We start from the raw sequence: 19,271 nt of genomic DNA, 5'->3' as shown, positions 1-19,271 counted from the left end.
CAACCTCAACAGTGGAGACGGAACATGAAAATGATGAAATGGGGGGCTTCGGCCCTGGCCCTTGGCCTCGTACATTTTGCGGCGCCGGCGGAAGCCGCCGGCGGCAAGACGCTCGAAACCGTCAAGGCACGCGGCATGCTGAACTGCACCGGCCATGACGGCTCCTATCTCGGCTTCGCCGAGGTGGACGACAAGGGCAACTGGAAGGGCATGGACATCGACCTCTGCAAGGCGGTGGCCGCGGCCGTCCTCGGCGACCCGGCGAAGCTGAAGGTCGTTCCGATCAGCTGGGCCCAGCGCTGGCCGGCCTTGCAGTCCGGCGATGTCGACATCATCATCAAGGCCTCGGGCGGCACGCTCAGCCGCGACACCGAACTTGGGCTGCAGTTCTCCATGTCCTACTATCTCGGGACCACCAAGGTGATGGCGCACAAGGAGCTGAACCTCAAGTCGCTCAAGGATGCCGCAGGCGGCACGATCTGCATTCCCGCCGGCACCTCGCAGGAACAGCAGGTCGCTGCCTATACGGCCAAGCTCGGCATCAAGCTCGAACCGGTGCTCATCGAGAAGACCGAGGAGCTCGAGCAGGCCTATTTCTCGGGACGCTGCGATCTTTATGCGCAGTGGGGTCCGACACTGGCCATTGCGCGCATCGCCAAGAGCAAGGTCGACGACCACGTCATCCTGCCCGACGTGCTCGCCGTCGAGCCTGAAGTCATGATCATGCGGCAAGGCGACGACAACTGGGTCGACATCGCCAACTGGACGCTGAGCACGCTGATCTTTGCCGAGCAGGAAGGTATCACCTCGAAGAACGTCGACGAGATAAAGGCCAAGCCGACCTCACCGCAGGTCGCCAAATTCCTCGGCGTCACGCCAGGCATGGGCAAAGGTCTCGGGCTCTCCGACGACTGGGCCTACAAGGTGATCAAGAACGTCGGCAACTACGGCGAAATCTTCGATCGCGATCTCGGCAAGGACTCGCCCTACAAGATGGATCGCGAACTGACCAATTTGTGGAACAATGGCGGTGTCCTGTTCCCGCTGGTTGTCGATTGATCCGTTCTGAACGCATCCCGCTCCAGGTCCCGCCCGGCTCACATCGGGCGGGACCGCGCGGCAATTCGGGAAGGATTTCTGAATGGTCAGCCTGCTGAGAAATCAAAAAGTCCGCAACGCACTGTTGCAGGTCCTGTATGTCGGCTCGATCGCCGCGGTGGTGCTTGCCGGCATTGCGATCGCCAGACAGAACCTGGCGGCGCAGGGGATCACCTCCGGATTCGACTTCCTGTTCAAGTCGACGGGCTGGGACCTGAACTTCTCGCTGCTGCCCGCCACGGCGAACGACCCTTATTGGTGGTACTTCCTCATCGGGATCACCAATACGCTGTTTCTGGGAACCGTCGGCCTGACGCTGGCGACGATCGTGGGAACGATCGTCGGCCTGGCGCGGACATCCTCGAACGAATTGGCCCGGCTGCTCGGCCGCACCTATGTGGACATCTTCCGAAACATCCCGCTGATCCTCCAGGTTTTTTTCTGGTATGCCGTCATCACCCATCTGCCGACGCCGCGCGCCGCGCATGAGGGATGGGGCTTTCTCCTCACCAGCCGGGGGCTTTACATCCCGTTCCCCAATGTCAGCAGCGCCGCGCTCGCTGCGGCGACATTGGCTGTGATTGCCGCCATCGCGCTGCCGATCTGGCTGGGCAGGACATCGCGCCTCAGCCTGCCGGTCGGCCAGCGTGGCGGCATCCAGCTTGCCGGCGCGGCGGCGGCACTTGCCTGCGCGGCCGTCGTTCTGGTGGCCGGCCGCCTGGCCGACTTGCCGCTGCTCGATTTCCCGGCGCTGCAAGGTCTCAATCTGAGAGGCGGCCTGCGCATTCCGCCGGAGTTTGCGACACTGGCCATCGCGATCGCCATCTATGGCGGCTCCTACATCGCCGAGATCGTGCGCGGCGGGTTCAAGGCTGTCGGCAAGGGCCAGGTCGAGGCGGCTCTTTCCCTGGGCCTCGGCCCGTGGCGGGTCTTCATGCTGGTGCGGCTGCCGCTGGCACTACGCGCCATGCTGCCAATCCTCGCCAACCAGTATGTCTGGCTGATGAAGGCGACCACAATGGGCATTGCGGTGGGCTTCACGGATTTCTTCATGATCGTGGCGCTGACGATCAACCATTCCGGCCAGACAATCGAAGCGATCGGCATCCTGATGGCTGGCTTCCTCTTCATCAATCTCAGCCTCGCCGCCATCTTCAACCGCATCAACAAAGCAATCGCCCTCAAGGGCAACCAGTTGAGGGGGTGAGGGATGGAAATGGTCGTTGTCGCCCCTCCTGCCCTTGGAAAGATCGAGGATCTGAGGCGGCGCTTCTTTGCGACACCCCTGCAGGCATTGCTGTCGCTGGCTTCCCTGGCGATCATGGTCTTCCTGGCCTGGAAGCTCCTGAATTGGGCGGTTTTCTCGGCCGTCTTCACGACGAGCGGCGGACCCGAAGCCTGTCAGGCGGCGGCGGGAGCCTGCTGGTCGGTCATTGCCGCGCGATGGCGCATCATCCTGTTCGGCCTCTATCCCTATGACGAGCAGTGGCGGTCGGCCCTGGCTTGCCTGACCGTCGTGGTCATGACGGTGCTAAGTTGCATTCCAGCCTTCTGGACGGGTCGCCGCATCGCCCTCGTATGGGGAGCCGGAACGGCGCTTTTCTACGTGCTGATGAAGGGCGGCGTGCTTGGTCTGCCCTATGTCGGCGAGGAGGCCTGGGGCGGACTGGCGCTGACCCTGTTCATCTTCGTGACCACCTGCCTGATCGGCTTCCCGCTGGCGATCTGCCTGGCGCTGTTGCGCCGCTCCGGCCTGCCATGGATTTCCCGCACCACCGGCCTCATCATCGACGGGGTGCGTTCATTGCCTCTGATCTCGATCCTGTTCACCTTCGCCATCGTGCTGCCGTTCGCACTGCCGCAATGGCTGGTGGGCGACAAGCTGTACCGGGTGATCCTGGGCTCGGCCCTGTTTTTTTCCGCCTACCAGGCGGAGATCGTCAGAGGTGGGATGCAGGGCGTTCCCAGTGGGCAAGAAGAGGCAGCCATGGCGCTTGGCATGCGCTATTGGCAGCGCGTCGGCCGCATTCTTCTACCGCAGGCCATGCGCAATGCGCTGCCGGCGACGATCAACCAGTTCGTGATCTCGTTCAAGGAAACCTCGCTGGTGATCATCGTCGGCTTCTTCGAGATCCTGGCCTCCGGCAATGCCGCCTACGGCACCGGCGAGTGGCGCTTCGCCTATGTCGAGGTCTATGCCTTCATCGCCTTCATCTACTTCATCTTCGTGTTCAGCCTGTCTCGCTATGGCGCTTTTCTCGAGCGCCGTATGTCGGTCGGCGAACGATAGGGGGCGTTTACGTGATTTCAGGAAGCTCGCCCCGATCCAGCGGCCCCGCGGTGCTGATCGAAAATCTCGACAAATATTACGGGACATTCCAGGCGCTGCGAAAGGTGAGCTTGTCCGTGGATCGCGGCGAGAGGATCGTCGTCTGCGGCCCGTCCGGCTCCGGCAAGTCCACCATGATCCGCTGCATCAACCGTCTGGAGCAGCACAATGGCGGCCGGATCACCGTGCTCGGCACCGAGCTCAACGACGATGTCGGCAACATCGACGGGATCAGGCGGGAAGTCGGCATGGTGTTCCAGCACTTCAACCTGTTTCCACACATGACGGTGCTGGAGAACTGCATGCTCGCGCCCATGATCGTGCGCAAGGTGCCGCGCGCGGAAGCCGAGGCGACCGCCCGGCGCTATCTGGAGAAGGTACCCATTCCCGAACAGGCGATGAAGTATCCCGCTCAGTTGTCCGGCGGCCAGCAACAGCGGGTCGCGATAGCGCGTGCCCTTTGCATGCAGCCCGAGATCATGCTGTTCGATGAGCCGACCTCTGCGCTCGACCCGGAAATGATCGCGGAAGTGCTCGACGTCATAGTCACGCTCGCCTCCGAAGGCATGACAATGATCTGCGTCACGCATGAGATGGGTTTTGCGCGCCGGGTTGCCGACCGGGTGATTTTCATGGATGGAGGCGAGATCGTCGAACAGGCGCCTCCCGATGAATTCTTCACCTCCTCCCGCAACGAGCGCACGCGGCAGTTCCTGTCGCAAGTGCTTGGTCACTGATCGATGCAACGATCCCGTGTCAGGCCGCAGCCATGTCCGTGACTGATCCCGTCACCGCCTTGCGCGAGATACTCGGACCGAAAGGCTGGCTTTCGGGCAGCGATGCCAGGCCCTATCAGCGCGATTGGCTCGATCGCTACGGCGTCGCGGCTCTGGGCGTGGCCAGGCCTGCGGACACCTCCGAAGTGGCCAGTGTCGTAAAGGCATGCCACGCGGCCGGACTGGCGGTCGTGCCGCAAGGCGGCAACACCGGGCTTTGCGGCGGCGCCGTCGCGGATCGGCCGGATGCGGTGATCGTTTCGCTTTCGCGCATGACGGCGATCGGCAAACCGGACTTGGACAGCGGCTCGATCCTCATCGAGGCGGGGGCCGTGCTTGCCGCGCTGCACGAGGCGCTGGAACCGCACGGCCTGATGTTTCCGATGCATCTCGGCGCGGAAGGCAGCGCCAGGATCGGCGGCCTGGTCGGCACCAATGCCGGCGGCAGCCAGGCATTCCGGTATGGCATGATGCAAGACCTCGTGCTTGGCCTGGAGGTCGTGACCCCTGACGGGGCGATATGGAACGGGCTGCGCGCGGTGCAGAAGGACAATGCAGGCTACCAGTTGCGCAAGCTCTATTGCGGCGCGGAAGGAACGCTTGGCATCGTGACGCGCGCGATCCTGCGGCTCTACCCGATGCCACGGCGGCAGGCGAGCGCGCTTGTCGTCATGCCCGATTTCGCTGCCGCGGTTTCGTTCGGCACCTTTCTGCGGGGCGAGGCGGCGGAATTCCTGACCGGCCTCGAGTTCTTCTCCGACATCGGGCTGGGACTGGCCCTCAAACACCTGCCCGACCTAGCCTACCAGTTGGAGGCACGCGGCGAGGTCTATGTGCTGGTCGAACTGGCATCGGGCGCCCCCCGCGTTCCACTCGACGAGATACTGGCTTCGGCGCTGGAGTGGGGGATGGAGCAAGGCCTGGTGCGGGACGGAGCATTGGCGGCGACGGGCGCGCATCGCGCACAATTCTGGCGGCTGCGAGAGGAGCAGCCGGAAGGACAGAGGCTGGAAGGCGAGCAGCTGAAGCACGACATCTCGGTGCCTCCGGGCGCTATCGCCCGTTTCGTCGAGGCCGGCGCAGAGATCTGCGACGACATTCTTCCCGGCGTGCGGATAAACCCATTCGGGCATCTCGGCGACGGCAACATCCACTACAATCTGTCGCCGCCGGAAGGCCGCGCCGGCTTTGACGGCAAGGCCGGGCGGTTCGCCGAGGCGCTATCGTCGCTCGCCACGGAAATGGGCGGCAGTTTCGCGGCCGAGCATGGACTTGGCCGCGCCAAGATCGCCACGGCCGACCGAAACCGCAGTCCGTTGGAGCGCGAACTCATGGCGCGGCTCAAGGATGCATTCGATCCACGGGGAACGATGAATCCGGGCGTGCTGGTGCACGCTGCTCGGCAAAGAAAAACTTTCGAATAGACGGCATTTCTTGATTTCGCCCCGAACCGCCTGCGTGCACCTATGAACCGAAGGCAGGCTCGATCGACCTGCCGCCAAAGTGAGGATGTCGAAGCATGATCCGCAATGGCGGCCGCCTTCTCGTCGAGTGCCTGATCGGGCTTGGCGCGACCAGGAGCTTCGGCGTGCCCGGAGAAAGTTATCTGGCCGTCCTGGACGCGCTGCACGACACGCAGGGAAAGCTGGACTACACGCTTTGCCGCAATGAAGGCGGCGCGGCGTTCATGGCCTCGGCCTACGGCAAGCTTACCGGCTCGCCAGGCATCTGTTTCGTGACGCGCGGCCCAGGCGCCACCAACGCCAGCATCGGCGTTCACACGGCCATGCAGGACAGTTCGCCGATGATCCTGTTCGTCGGCCAGGTCGGCACCGACATGAAGGGCCGCGAAGCGTTTCAGGAAATCGACTACCGGGCGGTGTTCGGCACGGTCGCCAAATGGGCGGTCGAGATCAACGATGTCGCGCGCCTGCCCGAGATTGTGGCGCGGGCATGGACGACCGCATTGACCGGACGACCTGGTCCCGTCGTGGTCGCGCTGCCCGAGGACATGCTGACCACCATGACCGAAGCGGCTCCGCTCAGCGCACCGGTGGCCATTTTCGAGCCGGCGCCGTCGCCGGAAGCGATCGCTTCGGCCTTCAGGCTGCTGGCCAAGGCCGAGAGGCCGGTCCTGCTCATGGGCGGCGCCAACTGGACCGTGGACGGACGTGCGGCGCTACAGGCTTTCGCAGAGGTTTCCGACATCCCTGTCGTAGCGGCCTTTCGCTATCAGGACCAGTTCGACAACCATTCGCCGGTCTTTGTCGGCGAGGCCGGCGTCGGCATGGTGGCGCATGTCAAAGCCCTGCTCCGCGACGCCGACGTGATCCTGGCCGTCAATGTGCGTTTCGGCGAGATGACCACGGACGGCTATACGCTGCTGTCCGTGCCGTTGCCGCGCCAGAAACTGATCCATGTCCATGGCTCCGATCGCGAGATCGGCAAGATCTATGTGCCGGCCATCGGTATCCATGCCGGGCCGAACGCTTTTGCCCGGGCGTTGACGCCCGTCAAAGGCGGCTGGGCGGATTGGCGCGCGACGGCCCGCAAAGCCTATGAAGGGACATTCGGCGCGCCCGTCCAGCCCGGCCCGGTGGACATGGTGGAGGTCAGCGCCTGGCTGCGCGAAAACCTGCCTGCCGACGTCATTCTCACCAACGGCGCCGGCAATTTCACCGTCTGGCCGAACAAGTTCTTCAAGTTCGGGCCGGACGCACGGCTGCTCGCCCCGCAGTCTGGCGCCATGGGCTACGGCCTGCCGGCGGCAATTGCCGCCAAGGTTGCGTTTCCAGAACGCACGGTCGTCTGCTTTGCCGGCGACGGCGACTTCCAGATGAATTGCCAGGAACTCGGAACCGCCATGCAGGCTGGCGCGCAGCCGATCGTGCTGATCCTCAACAACGGCATCTACGGCACGATCCGCGCCCATCAGGAGCGCCACTATCCGGCGCGCGTTTCGGGCACGTCGCTCGAAAACCCTGATTTCGTGACACTGGCAAAGGCCTATGGCTTCCATGCCGAGCGGATCGAGGCGACGCGCGATTTCGCGGCGGCGTTCGATCGGGCGCTCGGATCCGTGACGGGAGCGGTCCTCGACATCGCCATATCTCCCGAAGCGCTGACGCCCCGACAGACCCTTTCCCAGATGCGTGACGCCGCGCTCGCTTCCCAGAAGGCCAAGGCATGACCTCCAAAGACGACATCCGTCTCGGCGCGGACATAGGCGGCACGTTCACCGACGTCGCGCTCGACCTCAGGGGAACGATCTTCTCCACCAAGGTGTTGACCAATTATGCGGCGCCCGAGCAGGCGATCCTGGACGGCATTGCCGTCGTCACGCGCGATGCCGGTATCGCGCTTGCCGAGATCGGCATCATCATCCACGGCACGACGCTGGCGACGAATGCGCTCATCGAACGCCGTGGCGCCAAGACCGCGCTGGTCACCACCGAAGGGTTCCGCGATGTCATCGAGATGCGCACGGAAAACCGCTTCGAGCAGTATGACCTCGACCTGCAGCTGCCGGCGCCGCTAATCCCGCGCGAGCACCGTTTCACGGTAAAGGGCCGGATCGGCGCGGAAGGCCAGGAGCTTCAGCCGCTCGACGAAGCCGCCCTGGAAGGCATTGCCGACCGGATCGCGGCCGGCGGCTTCGGCTCCGTGGCGATCGGCTTCATCCACGCCTACACCAACCCTGATCATGAGCGCCGGGCACGCGCTATCCTGTCCCGCAAGCTTGCCATCCCGATTTCGATCAGCGCCGAAGTCTCGCCGCAGATGCGCGAGTTCGAACGCTTCAACACGGTCTGCGCCAACGCCTATGTGCGGCCGCAGATGGCGGACTATCTCGCGCGTTTCCAGACCCGCTTGAAGGAGATGGGCGCCGAGTGCCCGGTCTTCATGATCCATTCGGGCGGCGGTCTGATCTCGGTGGAGACGGCCTCGGAATTTCCCGTGCGCCTCGTGGAGTCCGGCCCGGCCGGCGGCGCCATCTTCGCCGCCGACATCGCCAGGCGATTCGGCCTGGAAAAGGTCGTCTCCTATGATATGGGCGGCACCACTGCAAAGATCTGCCTGATCGAGGATTATGCGCCGCGCACCGCCAGAACCTTCGAAGTGGCGCGTACCTATCGCTTCTGCAAAGGTTCCGGCATGCCGATCTCCATTCCCGTGATCGAGATGATCGAGATCGGCGCCGGCGGCGGCTCGATCGCCTGGGTCGACGCCATGGGCCGCATCCAGACCGGTCCCGAAAGTGCCGGATCGGAACCTGGCCCGGCCTGCTACGGCCGCGGCGGCAGGCGCCCGGCCATCACAGATGCCGACCTGGTGCTCGGCAAGCTCGATCCCGACAATTTCGCCGGCGGCGCCATCAGGCTGGACACGTCCGCATCCGAACAGGCGATCCTGCGCGATGTCGGCGAACGCCTGTCGCTCGATGCCATGGCGACGGCCTTCGGCATCTGCGAGGTGGTGGACGAGAACATGGCCAATGCCGCCCGCGTCCATGCCGTCGAAAACGGCAAAAACATCTCCGACAACGTGATGATCGCCTTCGGTGGCGCGGCCCCGCTTCACGCCGCCAGGCTTTGCGAGAAACTCGGCATCGACCAGTGCATCGTCCCCAAGGGCGCGGGCGTCGGATCGGCGATCGGCTTCCTCAAGGCTCCGTTCGGCTACGAAGCCCTGGCATCCCGGCTGACGCGGCTGTCGCAGTTCAAGCCGGCCGAGGCCAATGCTTTGCTCGACGACCTCAAAGTCTCAGCCGAAAGCTTCGTGCGGGCAGGGGCCAACGGTACGATCACATGCGAAATCACCGCCTTCATGCGCTACGCCGGCCAGGGCTGGGAAATCCCTGTGCCGCTGCCGGACAAGCCGTTCGGCAACGATGCCGCAACCACGCTCGAGGATTTGTTCCAGGCGAATTACCAACGCTTCTTCGGCCGCGCCATCGAAGGACTTGGCGGCCTGGAAATCGAGATCGTCACCTGGTCCGTGAAGGCGACGGATGTCCGGCCTGCTGTCGCCAGGCACGAGCTGACCACCGGCAAGCGGACCATTCAGCCGGCAACGAGCCGCGCGGTGTTCGATCCGGCCAGCGGTGCGCCTCGGACCTATGGCATCGTCGAACGGGAGGGGCTGTGCACCGGCGATCGGGTGGCCGGCCCGGTCATCATCGTCGAACGCGAGACGTCCACCGTCGTCACCACGAGCTTCGACGCCGTCATCCAGAGCGACGGCGCAATCCTTCTGATCCGCAAAGGCAGCCAGGCATGAGCGACATCAGTGAAATCCGCATGCAGGTTATGTGGAACCGGTTGATCTCGGTGGTCGAGGAGCAGGCCCTCACCTTGCTGCGCACGGCTTTCTCGACATCGGTGCGCGAATCCGGCGACCTGTCGGCGGGCGTGTTCGATCCCCGCGGCCAGATGCTGGCACAGGCGGTGACGGGAACGCCCGGCCATGTCAACACCATGGCCGAGGCGGTGCTGCATTTCATGAATGAAATCCCGCGCGAAACCATGTTCGAGGGCGACACCTACGTCACCAATGACCCCTGGTTGGGCACGGGCCACCTGCATGACATCACCATGGTGTCGCCGTCGTTCCTGAACGGCGAATTGGTTGCGTTCTTCGCCTGCACGGCGCATGTGGTCGATGTCGGTGGGCGCGGCTTCGGCGCTGACGGCAAGTCGGTCTACGAGGAAGGCATCCAGATTCCGATCATGAAGTTCGCGGAGAAGGGCAAGGTCAATTTCGATCTCGTCAGGATCCTGCGCGCCAACGTCCGCGAGCCGAACCAGGTCGTCGGCGATTTCTATTCGCTCGCCGCCTGCAACGAAGTCGGCCACCGACGCCTCATCGACATGATGAAGGAGATCGGCCTGGCATCGCTGGACGGGCTTGGCGAGTTCATCTTCTCGCGCACCCGCGACGCCATGGTCGAACGCATCAAGGCGATGCCCAAAGGCAGCTGGTCGAACGCGCTGGTGACCGACGGCTACGACAAGCCGGTGAAGCTCGCGGCAACCGTCACGGTTCGGGACGCCGGCGTCGAGGTCGATTTCACCGGTACCGACCCGATGAGCCGATGGGGCATCAACTGCCCGATCATCTACAGCAAGGCCTATGCCTGCTACGCGTTGAAATGCGTGGTGGCGCCCGATATTCCTAACAATGCCGCGTCGCTCGCCTTCTTCACCGTGTCGTCTCCGGTCAACATCCTGAACGCCGTGCGGCCGGCGCCGGTGGCGCTCAGGCACATCTTCGGCCACATGGTTCCCGATCTGGTGCTCGGCGCGATTGCCAAGGCGATGCCCGGCAAGATCCTTGCCGAGGGCGCCGGCGCACTGTGGAACATCCATATCTCGGTTCGGCCGGTCTCCGGCGGTTCGGGCCGCCGCGCCGAGGTGCTGATGTTCAATTCCGGCGGCATGGGCGCGCGCCCCGGCCTCGACGGATTGTCGGCGACGGCCTTCCCCTCCGGCGTCCATACGATGCCGATCGAGGCAACGGAGCACACCGGCCCGATCGTCATCTGGCGCAAGGAGCTGCGGCCCGATTCCGGCGGCGACGGCGAGTTCCGCGGCGGGCTCGGGCAGGTTATCGAAATCGAGGCGATCGAGGGCCATGAATTCGACTTTTCGGCCATGTTCGACCGCGTCAATCATCCCGCCCACGGGCGCAACGGCGGCGGGCCTGGAGTGGCCGGCGTGGTCAGGCTGGACGATGGCACGCAGATGCGGCCCAAAGGCTGGCAGCATGTTCCGGCCGGCCGTCGGCTGATCCTCCAATTGCCGGGCGGCGGCGGCTATGGCGATCCGTCCAAGCGCAGCACCGAGGCGCGGGCGAACGACCGCTCCAAGGAATACATTTCGGAGAACGGCAAATGAGCTACATTGCCTCGCGCCTGTCTGCGGTGAAGCCTTCGGCGTCCATGGCTGCTTCGCAAGCAGCCAAGGCCCTGCGCGCCAAGGGCGTCGACGTGATCGATCTTGGCCTGGGCGAGCCGGATTTCCCGACACCGAGCCACATCATCGAAGCGGCGCATTTCGCCGCGAAGGCCGGCCAGACGCTATACACGGGTGCCGCCGGCACGGCCGAGGTGCGCGAAGCCGTGGCCGGCAAGTTCCGCCGCGAAAACGGACTGGACTACACGGCGGACGACGTCGTCGTGGCCAATGGCGCCAAGCAGATCATCTTCAACGCGCTGATGGCGACGCTGGAGTCTGGTGACGAAGCGATCCTGCCGGCGCCCTACTTCGTCTCCTATCCCGAGATGGTGAAGCTGCTCGGCGGCACGCCTGTCGTTATCGAGTGCCCGGAAACTTCGGGCTTCCGGCTGACGCCGGAGCTGCTCGAAAAAGCCATCACGCCAAGGACGAAATGGCTGTTCCTCAACATGCCCGGCAACCCCTCCGGCGCGATATATTCGCAATCGGACCTGCGGGCAATCGGAGCGGTTTTGGCAAGGCATCCGCAGGTGCTGGTGCTTTCCGACGAGATTTACGAGCACATCCTGTTCGACGGACGCGACTTCGTCTCCTTGGGCAAGGCTTGCCCGGAACTCAGGGACCGCACCCTGATCGTCAACGGCGTCTCCAAATCCTATGCGATGACCGGGTGGCGTGTCGGCTATGCCGCCGGGCCGGCGCCGCTCACCAGGGCGATGGCGACCATCCAGAGCCAGTCCTGCACGTCCGTCTGCTCGATCGCGCAAGCGGCGACGGTGGCCGCGCTCAACGGCCCCCAGGACGAGGTGGCACGCTTTCGGCAGGCGTTCGAGGCGCGCCGCGACCTTGTCGTCGACGGCATCAGGCGAATCAACGGTCTTACGCTTTCGCCACCGGAAGGCGCCTTCTATGCCTATATCGGCTGCGCCAGCCTGATCGGCCGCAGGACCCCAAAAGGCGTCGTGCTCGAGGACGACACGGCAGTGGCGAATTATCTCCTGAACGAAGGGCGCGTGGCCTCGGTGCCGGGCGCCGCCTATGGACTTTCACCCTATTTCCGCATCTCGACCGCGACCGGCGAAGAGGTGCTGACCGAAGCGATCGCGCGCATCAACGCCGCCGTCGCGCAAGTGGAGTAGATCATGCCGCATTACGAACGCATCCTGATCACCGGCGCGGCCGGCCGCCTCGGTTCGGAACTGCGAAAGGGGCTGGTGCCGCTGGCAAAAACGATCCGCCTGGCAGGCCGCGAACCGTTCGGCGATCTTGCTCCACACGAGGAAGAAGCGGTCTTCGACCTCGCCGATATGGAGGCGACGATTGCCGCCACCAAGGATTGCGACGCGATCGTGCATTTCGGCGGCGCACCACTCGAATGCGAATGGCAAACCATCCTGGATTCCAGCATCCGCGGCTCCTATCATATCTATGAGGGCGCCCGGAAACACGGCGTGAAACGAGTCATCTATGCCTCCTCCGTACATGCCGTCGGCTATCACGAGGTCGAGGCGCATATCGGCGTCGACGCGCCGGTCCGTCCCGACAGCCTCTATGGCGTGTCGAAGAACTTCGTCGAGAGCCTGAGCCGGCTTTACTGGGACAAGTTCGGCATCGAGACGGCGTGCCTGCGCATCTTTTCGTCCTTCCCCGAACCGGCGGACCGTCGCATGCTATGGTCATACCTCTCCTTCGCCGACTGTGTGCGTCTGGTCGAGGCAGCTCTCACCGCGCCGCGCGTCGGCCATACGATCTCCTTCGGCCTTTCCGACAACAAGGTGAAAACGGTCGACAACAGCGGCGCCAACCATCTGGGGTTTTCTCCGCAGGATAGTGCCGAGCCGTTCCGCGCAGCGGTCGAGGCGAAGACGCAGATTCCGGATCCAAAGGCGCCATCGGTGAAGTATCTGGGCGGGTGGTTCTGCGAGCTTGGCCATCCGGACGACGAGCGAGCGTAGCTATCGAAATACCAATCCGCTAGATGGTGCAGACCGGAAGCCGAGATGCGGCAGGCGATGGATTCACGCATGGTGGCGGAGATCGAGGAGGTTGTCGGCGGTCGTCATCGGTTTTGGGATTCTCACCTGATCTGGTAGTGGGATCCAAATCACAGGAGATGGCATGCCGAACGATGTAATCGTGCGCGACAGCAATGGCGCTCAATTGAACGACGGCGATTCCGTCACGCTGATCAAAGACCTCAAAGTCAAAGGCACTTCGGAGACGATCAAGCGCGGCACGTTGGTGAAGGCCATCCGGCTGAACGGCAATCCCGGCGAGATCGAATGCAACACCAAGCAAGTGAAAGGCCTGGTGCTCAAGACGGAGTTCGTGAAGAAGGCGTAAGCCTCAAGGCGGCAAGCGATCTCGATGGCTCCTTCGGGATTCCGGAAGGCCTGCCGTCGCCAAGTGGGTCGCGGAGCCGTTGAGCGTTCGGCACCCGACAGTTGCGCTGTAAAATTGATGATTTCGCCGACCAGGCACAAAAAAACCGCCAAGACCTAAGTCTGGAACCTCCTGCCGCTCCGCGCGTTTCACGGCGTCCCGTTCGCGGACCCGCCCGGATATCTCTCCAAGCGCGCGAAAAAAACCAGGAGCCCGCTTCATGCACGACAAGCTGTTTCATTCACCGGTCGCACTGTCGGTCGGCCTCGGCTTCAAGCGCGAGATTGCCTCGCTGGCCGAAATGCACGATTTCCTCACCAATTGGACCACCTCCCGCCGCGGCCCGCTCTACCGAAATGCGGTGAAGGCATGTGATCTGGCCGTTCCAGGTTATGTGAGCGTCGAGCAGGCGCGCCGGGCGTTGCTCGAATTCGCGCAAGCCGCCGGCATCTTGTGGCCGGACCTCGAGCCGGTGGCGGGCGTGCACGCCGTTGCGCGTGGTTATGGCGGCTACGCCGCCTGAAGATTGATGTTCCCCGTGGCGGCTGAAGCCACACCACCATAGAAAGCCCGGCTGGCCCCCAGCCGGGCTTTCCCGTTTCCGGCAGCTCGCAAGGAAATCGCAATCCTGTGGTTGGCCGTGCCTTGGGCGACAATCCCTGGGTGGAGTGTTGGGAAGAGCCCGCGCAAAAATCTTTATGACATTCCTATTTCTTTCCACTGCGCCCTGTCTCGAACCTTTATGGCGATTGGGTCCATATTCCCTTCAGAAAACACAACCGGTTCCGTCACCAAAGATGCGACGGGCCACTTTCGATATATTGCGAACTCTCCTGTCAAATCCGCAAAGCACAAAAGAACAAAGGGAATAAACACAGTGGATATAGCCGTTATCGGGATCGGAATTTTGTTCTTCGCTTTTTGTCTCGCCTACATAAAAGCTTGTGACGCGCTCTAGAGCGAGGCTGAAAAAATGATCGTCGACTATATTCTCGGTGGCGGCGTTACGCTGTTCCTGCTCGCCTACCTGACATACGCCCTCGTTCATCCAGAACGCTTCTGAAGGCACGGAAAGCCCACAGCCATGACACTGAACGGTTGGATACAGATCCTCGTCTACTGCGGGATCGTCATATTGCTGGTGAAGCCGCTCGGCGGCTACATGCACCGCGTCTTCAACGGCGACCGCACGCTGCTTTCGCCGGTCCTTCGCCCGCTTGAGCGCGGGCTTTATCGTATCTGCGGAACCAGCGAACGCGAGGAACAGCACTGGACCACCTACGCGGTCGCCCTGCTGCTCTTCAACCTCGCCGGCTTCCTGGTGCTTTATGCCCTGCAGCGCCTGCAGGGCAGCCTGCCTTACAACCCTGCCGGCATGACAGCGGTTGAACCAGGGCTGGCCTTCAACACCGCCGCCAGCTTCATGACCAACACCAACTGGCAGAACTATGGTGGCGAGAGCACGATGTCCTATCTCGTGCAGATGGCCGGGCTGACGGTGCAGAACTTCGTTTCGGCGGCCACCGGCATTGCCATCGCCATCGCGCTGATCCGCGGCTTTGCGCGGGCCTCCGGCAAGTCGATCGGCAATTTCTGGGTCGATATGACCCGCTCCACACTCTATCTGCTTTTGCCGTTCTGCATCGTGCTGACGCTGGTCTATGTCTGGCTCGGCATGCCGCAGACGCTCGGCGCCTACGTCAACGCCACGACGCTGGAAGGCGCGCAGCAGACCATCGCCGTCGGCCCGGTCGCTTCGCAGGTGGCCATCAAGATGCTCGGCACCAATGGCGGCGGTTTCTTCAACGCCAATGCCGCGCACCCGTTCGAGAACCCCGACGCGATCTCCAACCTGATCCAGATGGTGTCGATCTTCGCCATCGGCGCCGCCTTGACCAATGTCTTCGGCCGCATGATCGGCAACCAGCGCCAGGGCTGGGCGATCCTCTCGGCCATGGGCGTCATGTTCATCGCCGGTGTCGCCACCTGCTATTGGGCGGAAGCCGCCGGCAACCCGCTGGTGCATGCGCTGGGCATCGACGGCGGCAACATGGAGGGCAAGGAGACGCGTTTCGGCACCGCCCTGTCGGCGCTGTTTGCCGTCATCACCACGGCCGCTTCCTGCGGCGCGGTGAACGCCATGCACGGCTCGTTCACCGCGCTCGGCGGCATGATCCCGATCATCAACATGCAGCTTGGCGAAGTCATCGTCGGCGGTGTCGGCGCGGGTCTCTACGGCATCCTGATGTACATCGTCGTTGCCGTCTTCGTTGCCGGCCTGATGGTCGGCCGCACGCCCGAATATCTCGGCAAGAAGATCGAGGCCAAGGAGGTCAAGATGGCTATGCTGGCCATACTATGCCTGCCGCTGGCGATGCTGATCTTCACGGCCATCGCCGTCGTGCTGCCGACCGGCGTGGCGTCGATGGGCAATGCCGGCCCGCACGGCTTCTCCGAGGTTCTGTATGCCTACACTTCGGCGGCGGCCAACAACGGTTCGGCCTTTGGCGGCCTCAGCGGCAACACGCCCTGGTACAACATCACGATCGGCATCGGCATGCTGATGGGCCGCTTCCTGGTCATCATCCCGGCGCTGGCCATTGCCGGCTCGCTGGTGGCGAAGAAAACGGTTCCGGCTTCCGCCGGCACCTTCCCGACCGATGGCCCGCTGTTCGTCGGGCTGCTGGTCGGCGTCATCCTGATCGTCGGTGGCCTCACCTTCTTCCCGGCGCTCGCCGTCGGGCCGATCATCGAGCACCTGGCGATGGCTCACGGGCAGACCTTCTGAGACCGTCATGTCCTGGTTCAATGCCATGCGCCGCAAGGTCGGCCAAAGGGACGATCACGGAAAGGAGGAGAGACCTCCTCCTTTCCCGACCCTGTCGACGTTTCTCGGCCTTGCGGCAGTCATGCTCGTCCTCTGGCTGCTGGCCTACGGGCCGCCGCATTTCCTTTCGGCATCCGATCATCCGGTGCCGTCCAACAACACCGAAGCCGGAGCTTCAAAATGAGCAACTCGAAATCGGCCAGCATCATGGATGCCAGCATCCTGCTTCCCGCCATCGGCGGCGCCTTCCGCAAGCTCGATCCGCGCACGCTGGCCAGGAACCCGGTGATGTTCGTCGTTGCCGTCGTCTCGGCGCTCACCACGGTGCTGTTCGTCAAGGACCTGGTCACCGGTGGCGGCAATCTCGGCTTCACGCTGCAGATCATCATCTGGCTTTGGTTCACCGTGCTGTTCGCCAACTTCGCCGAAGCGGTCGCAGAAGGCCGCGGCAAGGCGCAGGCGGATTCGCTGCGCAAGGCACGCACAGAGACCCAGGCCAAGCTTTTGACCGGTGAGGACCGCACCAAATACAAACTCGTGCCCGGCACCAGCCTCAAGGTCGGCGATGCCGTGCTGGTCGAGGCCGGCGACATCATCCCGTCCGACGGCGAGGTGATCGAAGGCGTCGCTTCGGTCAACGAGGCGGCGATCACGGGCGAATCGGCGCCGGTCATCCGCGAATCCGGTGGCGACCGTTCGGCGGTCACCGGCGGCACGCAGGTGCTGTCAGACTGGGTCCGCGTCCGCATCACCGCCGCCTCCGGCCATACCTTCCTCGACCGCATGATCTCGCTTGTCGAAGGTGCCGAGCGCCAGAAGACGCCGAACGAGATCGCGCTCAACATCCTGCTCGTCGGCATGACGCTGATCTTCGTGCTGGCCACCGCGACGATCCCGAGTTTTGCTTCCTATTCGGGCGGCTATATCTCGGTGACCGTTCTGGTGGCGTTGTTCGTCACCTTGATCCCGACCACGATCGGCGCGCTGCTTTCGGCCATCGGTATCGCCGGTATGGACCGTCTGGTGCGATTCAACGTGCTGGCCATGTCGGGTCGCGCCGTGGAAGCCGCAGGCGACGTCGACACGCTGCTGCTCGACAAGACCGGCACGATCACGCTCGGCAACCGCCAGGCGACGCAGTTTCGCCCGGTCAAGGGCGTCAGCGAGCAGGAACTGGCCGACGCGGCGCAGCTTGCCTCGCTGGCCGACGAAACGCCGGAAGGCCGCTCGATTGTCGTGCTGGCCAAGGAGAAATACGCCATCCGCGCCCGCGACATGGCAACGCTGCACGCCACATTCGTTCCCTTCACAGCGCAGACCCGTATGAGCGGCGTCGACATCGATGGTTCATCGGTGCGCAAGGGCGCCGTCGATTCCGTGCTTGCCCATGTCAACCAGTCGGCAGCCGCCGCCCATGGCACGCGCCCAAGCAGCGAATCCATCCGCGATCTCCAGTCCATCGCCGACGAGATCGCCAAGTCCGGCGGCACGCCGCTGGCGGTCGAACGCGATGGCCGGCTGCTCGGCGTCATCCACCTCAAGGACATCGTCAAGGGCGGCATCAGAGAGCGTTTCACCGAACTGCGCCGCATGGGCATCCGCACGGTGATGATCACCGGTGACAACCCGATGACGGCGGCGGCGATCGCCGCGGAAGCCGGCGTCGACGACTTCCTCGCGCAGGCCACACCGGAGGACAAGCTGAAGCTGATCCGCGACGAACAGGCCAAGGGCAAGCTGGTGGCCATGTGCGGCGACGGCACCAACGATGCGCCAGCCCTCGCACAAGCCGATGTCGGTGTCGCCATGAACACCGGCACGGTTGCCGCCCGGGAAGCCGGCAACATGATCGATCTCGACAGCGATCCGACCAAGCTCATCGAGATCGTCGAGATCGGCAAGGCGCTCTTGATGACGCGAGGTTCGCTGACGACCTTCTCGATCGCCAACGACGTGGCCAAGTATTTCGCCATCATTCCGGCGATGTTCGCCGTCTTCTACGTCGCACCGGGACAAACGACCGGCCCGCTGCAGGCACTCAACGTCATGCATCTGGCGACGCCGCAAAGCGCCATCCTGTCGGCCATCATCTTCAACGCACTGATCATCATCGCGCTGATCCCGCTGTCGCTGAAGGGCGTCAAATACCGCGCCATTGGCGCCGGCGCGCTGCTCAGCCGCAATCTTCTCGTCTACGGCCTCGGCGGCCTCATCGTGCCGTTCGTCGGCATCAAGGCGATCGACATGATCGTCACCGCGCTTGGCCTCGCTTAAGGAATATACCCATGCTCACCCAGATAAGACCCGCGATCATCATGATCGTCTTCTTCACGGTCCTGACCGGCCTGATCTATCCGATCGGCATGACCGGCATCGCTCAGGCGATCTTCCCGCGCCAGGCCAATGGCAGTCTGATCGAGAAGGATGGCAAGGTTATCGGCTCCGAGCTGATCGGCCAGGGCTTTGCCAGCGACAAGTATTTCCATGGCCGCCCCTCGGCCGCCGGCGACGGCTACAACGCCGCCGCCTCGAGCGGCAGCAATCTCGGCCCGACCAATCCCAAGCTGATCGACCGCATCAAGGGCAACGTGGAAAGACTGAAGGCGGAGAATCCGAACCAGCCCGTCCCGATGGACCTGGTGACGACGTCCGGCAGTGGCCTCGATCCCGATATCAGTCCCGAAGCAGCCTACTTCCAGGTCGCCAGGGTGGCCAAGACCAGGGGGATCGATGAAGCCAAGGTCAAGGCGCTTGTCGACAGCGAGGTCGAGGGCAGGGAACTCGGCTTCATGGGCGAACCGGTGGTTAATGTGCTCGGTCTCAACCTTGCGCTGGACGCCGCGAAACAGTGAATGGTGCGGGCCGGGGATCGACAGTATCCCCGGCGCCATCCATGATCGGTC

The 19,271-nt window shown here is 63.6% G+C and carries 17 protein-coding genes; all 17 read left to right on the top strand.

The window, feature by feature from the left end; all coding sequences use genetic code 11:
- Positions 1 to 24: 24 nt before the first annotated feature.
- The 17 genes from NKH52_RS03360 to kdpC all read left to right on the top strand — a co-directional run bounded on the left by NKH52_RS03360 (position 25) and on the right by kdpC (position 19,220).
- Positions 25 to 1,059 (top strand): amino acid ABC transporter substrate-binding protein, encoded by a 1,035-nt coding sequence (locus NKH52_RS03360; RefSeq protein WP_352728231.1) that lies wholly within the window; start codon positions 25 to 27, stop codon positions 1,057 to 1,059.
- A gap of 82 nt (positions 1,060 to 1,141) precedes the next feature.
- Positions 1,142 to 2,305, top strand: a complete 1,164-nt coding sequence (locus NKH52_RS03355) for an ABC transporter permease subunit (protein ID WP_352728233.1) — start codon at positions 1,142 to 1,144, stop codon at positions 2,303 to 2,305.
- A 3-nt stretch (positions 2,306 to 2,308) separates the two neighbouring features.
- Positions 2,309 to 3,388 (top strand): amino acid ABC transporter permease, encoded by a 1,080-nt coding sequence (locus NKH52_RS03350; protein ID WP_352728235.1) that lies wholly within the window; start codon positions 2,309 to 2,311, stop codon positions 3,386 to 3,388.
- Between the two features lie 11 nt (positions 3,389 to 3,399).
- Positions 3,400 to 4,164, top strand: a complete 765-nt coding sequence (locus NKH52_RS03345) for an amino acid ABC transporter ATP-binding protein (protein WP_352728237.1) — start codon at positions 3,400 to 3,402, stop codon at positions 4,162 to 4,164.
- Positions 4,165 to 4,196: 32 nt separating this feature from the next.
- Positions 4,197 to 5,627 carry an FAD-binding oxidoreductase gene (locus NKH52_RS03340; RefSeq protein WP_352728239.1) on the top strand — a complete coding sequence of 477 codons (1,431 nt, stop codon included), beginning with the start codon at positions 4,197 to 4,199 and terminating at the stop codon, positions 5,625 to 5,627.
- Positions 5,628 to 5,722: 95 nt separating this feature from the next.
- Positions 5,723 to 7,393, top strand: a complete 1,671-nt coding sequence (locus NKH52_RS03335; protein ID WP_352728241.1) for a thiamine pyrophosphate-binding protein — start codon at positions 5,723 to 5,725, stop codon at positions 7,391 to 7,393.
- Positions 7,390 to 9,483 carry a hydantoinase/oxoprolinase family protein gene (locus tag NKH52_RS03330; RefSeq protein WP_352728243.1) on the top strand — a complete coding sequence of 698 codons (2,094 nt, stop codon included), beginning with the start codon at positions 7,390 to 7,392 and terminating at the stop codon, positions 9,481 to 9,483. Before NKH52_RS03335 ends, NKH52_RS03330 begins: the two co-directional genes overlap by 4 nt.
- Positions 9,480 to 11,099, top strand: a complete 1,620-nt coding sequence (locus tag NKH52_RS03325; RefSeq protein ID WP_127290660.1) for a hydantoinase B/oxoprolinase family protein — start codon at positions 9,480 to 9,482, stop codon at positions 11,097 to 11,099. Before NKH52_RS03330 ends, NKH52_RS03325 begins: the two co-directional genes overlap by 4 nt.
- On the top strand, positions 11,096 to 12,298 hold the full coding sequence (locus NKH52_RS03320; protein WP_352728245.1) for a pyridoxal phosphate-dependent aminotransferase: 1,203 nt from the start codon (positions 11,096 to 11,098) through the stop codon (positions 12,296 to 12,298). Before NKH52_RS03325 ends, NKH52_RS03320 begins: the two co-directional genes overlap by 4 nt.
- A gap of 3 nt (positions 12,299 to 12,301) precedes the next feature.
- Positions 12,302 to 13,114, top strand: a complete 813-nt coding sequence (locus NKH52_RS03315) for an NAD-dependent epimerase/dehydratase family protein (RefSeq protein ID WP_352728247.1) — start codon at positions 12,302 to 12,304, stop codon at positions 13,112 to 13,114.
- 163 nt (positions 13,115 to 13,277) lie between these two features.
- Positions 13,278 to 13,502: an alkylphosphonate utilization protein gene (locus NKH52_RS03310; RefSeq protein ID WP_013529641.1), complete on the top strand. Its 225-nt coding sequence runs from the start codon at positions 13,278 to 13,280 to the stop codon at positions 13,500 to 13,502.
- A gap of 259 nt (positions 13,503 to 13,761) precedes the next feature.
- Positions 13,762 to 14,064 (top strand): DUF982 domain-containing protein, encoded by a 303-nt coding sequence (locus tag NKH52_RS03305; RefSeq protein WP_023810142.1) that lies wholly within the window; start codon positions 13,762 to 13,764, stop codon positions 14,062 to 14,064.
- Positions 14,065 to 14,514: 450 nt separating this feature from the next.
- Positions 14,515 to 14,604, top strand: coding sequence for a potassium-transporting ATPase subunit F (locus tag NKH52_RS03300; RefSeq protein WP_128303167.1), 90 nt, complete (start codon positions 14,515 to 14,517; stop codon positions 14,602 to 14,604).
- Between the two features lie 21 nt (positions 14,605 to 14,625).
- A complete protein-coding gene (gene kdpA / locus NKH52_RS03295) occupies positions 14,626 to 16,329 on the top strand; it encodes a potassium-transporting ATPase subunit KdpA (RefSeq protein ID WP_352728250.1) in 1,704 nt (567 codons plus the stop codon).
- Between the two features lie 25 nt (positions 16,330 to 16,354).
- Positions 16,355 to 16,552 (top strand): hypothetical protein, encoded by a 198-nt coding sequence (locus NKH52_RS03290; RefSeq protein WP_352728252.1) that lies wholly within the window; start codon positions 16,355 to 16,357, stop codon positions 16,550 to 16,552.
- The gene (gene kdpB / locus NKH52_RS03285) at positions 16,549 to 18,642 is read left to right on the top strand and encodes a potassium-transporting ATPase subunit KdpB (RefSeq protein WP_352728254.1); all 2,094 of its coding nucleotides are present in this window, start codon (positions 16,549 to 16,551) and stop codon (positions 18,640 to 18,642) included. Before NKH52_RS03290 ends, kdpB begins: the two co-directional genes overlap by 4 nt.
- Positions 18,643 to 18,653: 11 nt before the next feature.
- Positions 18,654 to 19,220: a potassium-transporting ATPase subunit KdpC gene (gene kdpC, locus NKH52_RS03280; protein WP_352728256.1), complete on the top strand. Its 567-nt coding sequence runs from the start codon at positions 18,654 to 18,656 to the stop codon at positions 19,218 to 19,220.
- The last annotated feature ends 51 nt before the right edge of the window (positions 19,221 to 19,271 follow it).

Origin of the sequence: Mesorhizobium sp. M1066, from assembly GCF_040318635.1 — a bacterium.
Taxonomy (GTDB): domain Bacteria; phylum Pseudomonadota; class Alphaproteobacteria; order Rhizobiales; family Rhizobiaceae; genus Mesorhizobium.
This window is presented reverse-complemented; position numbering and strand designations above follow the sequence as displayed.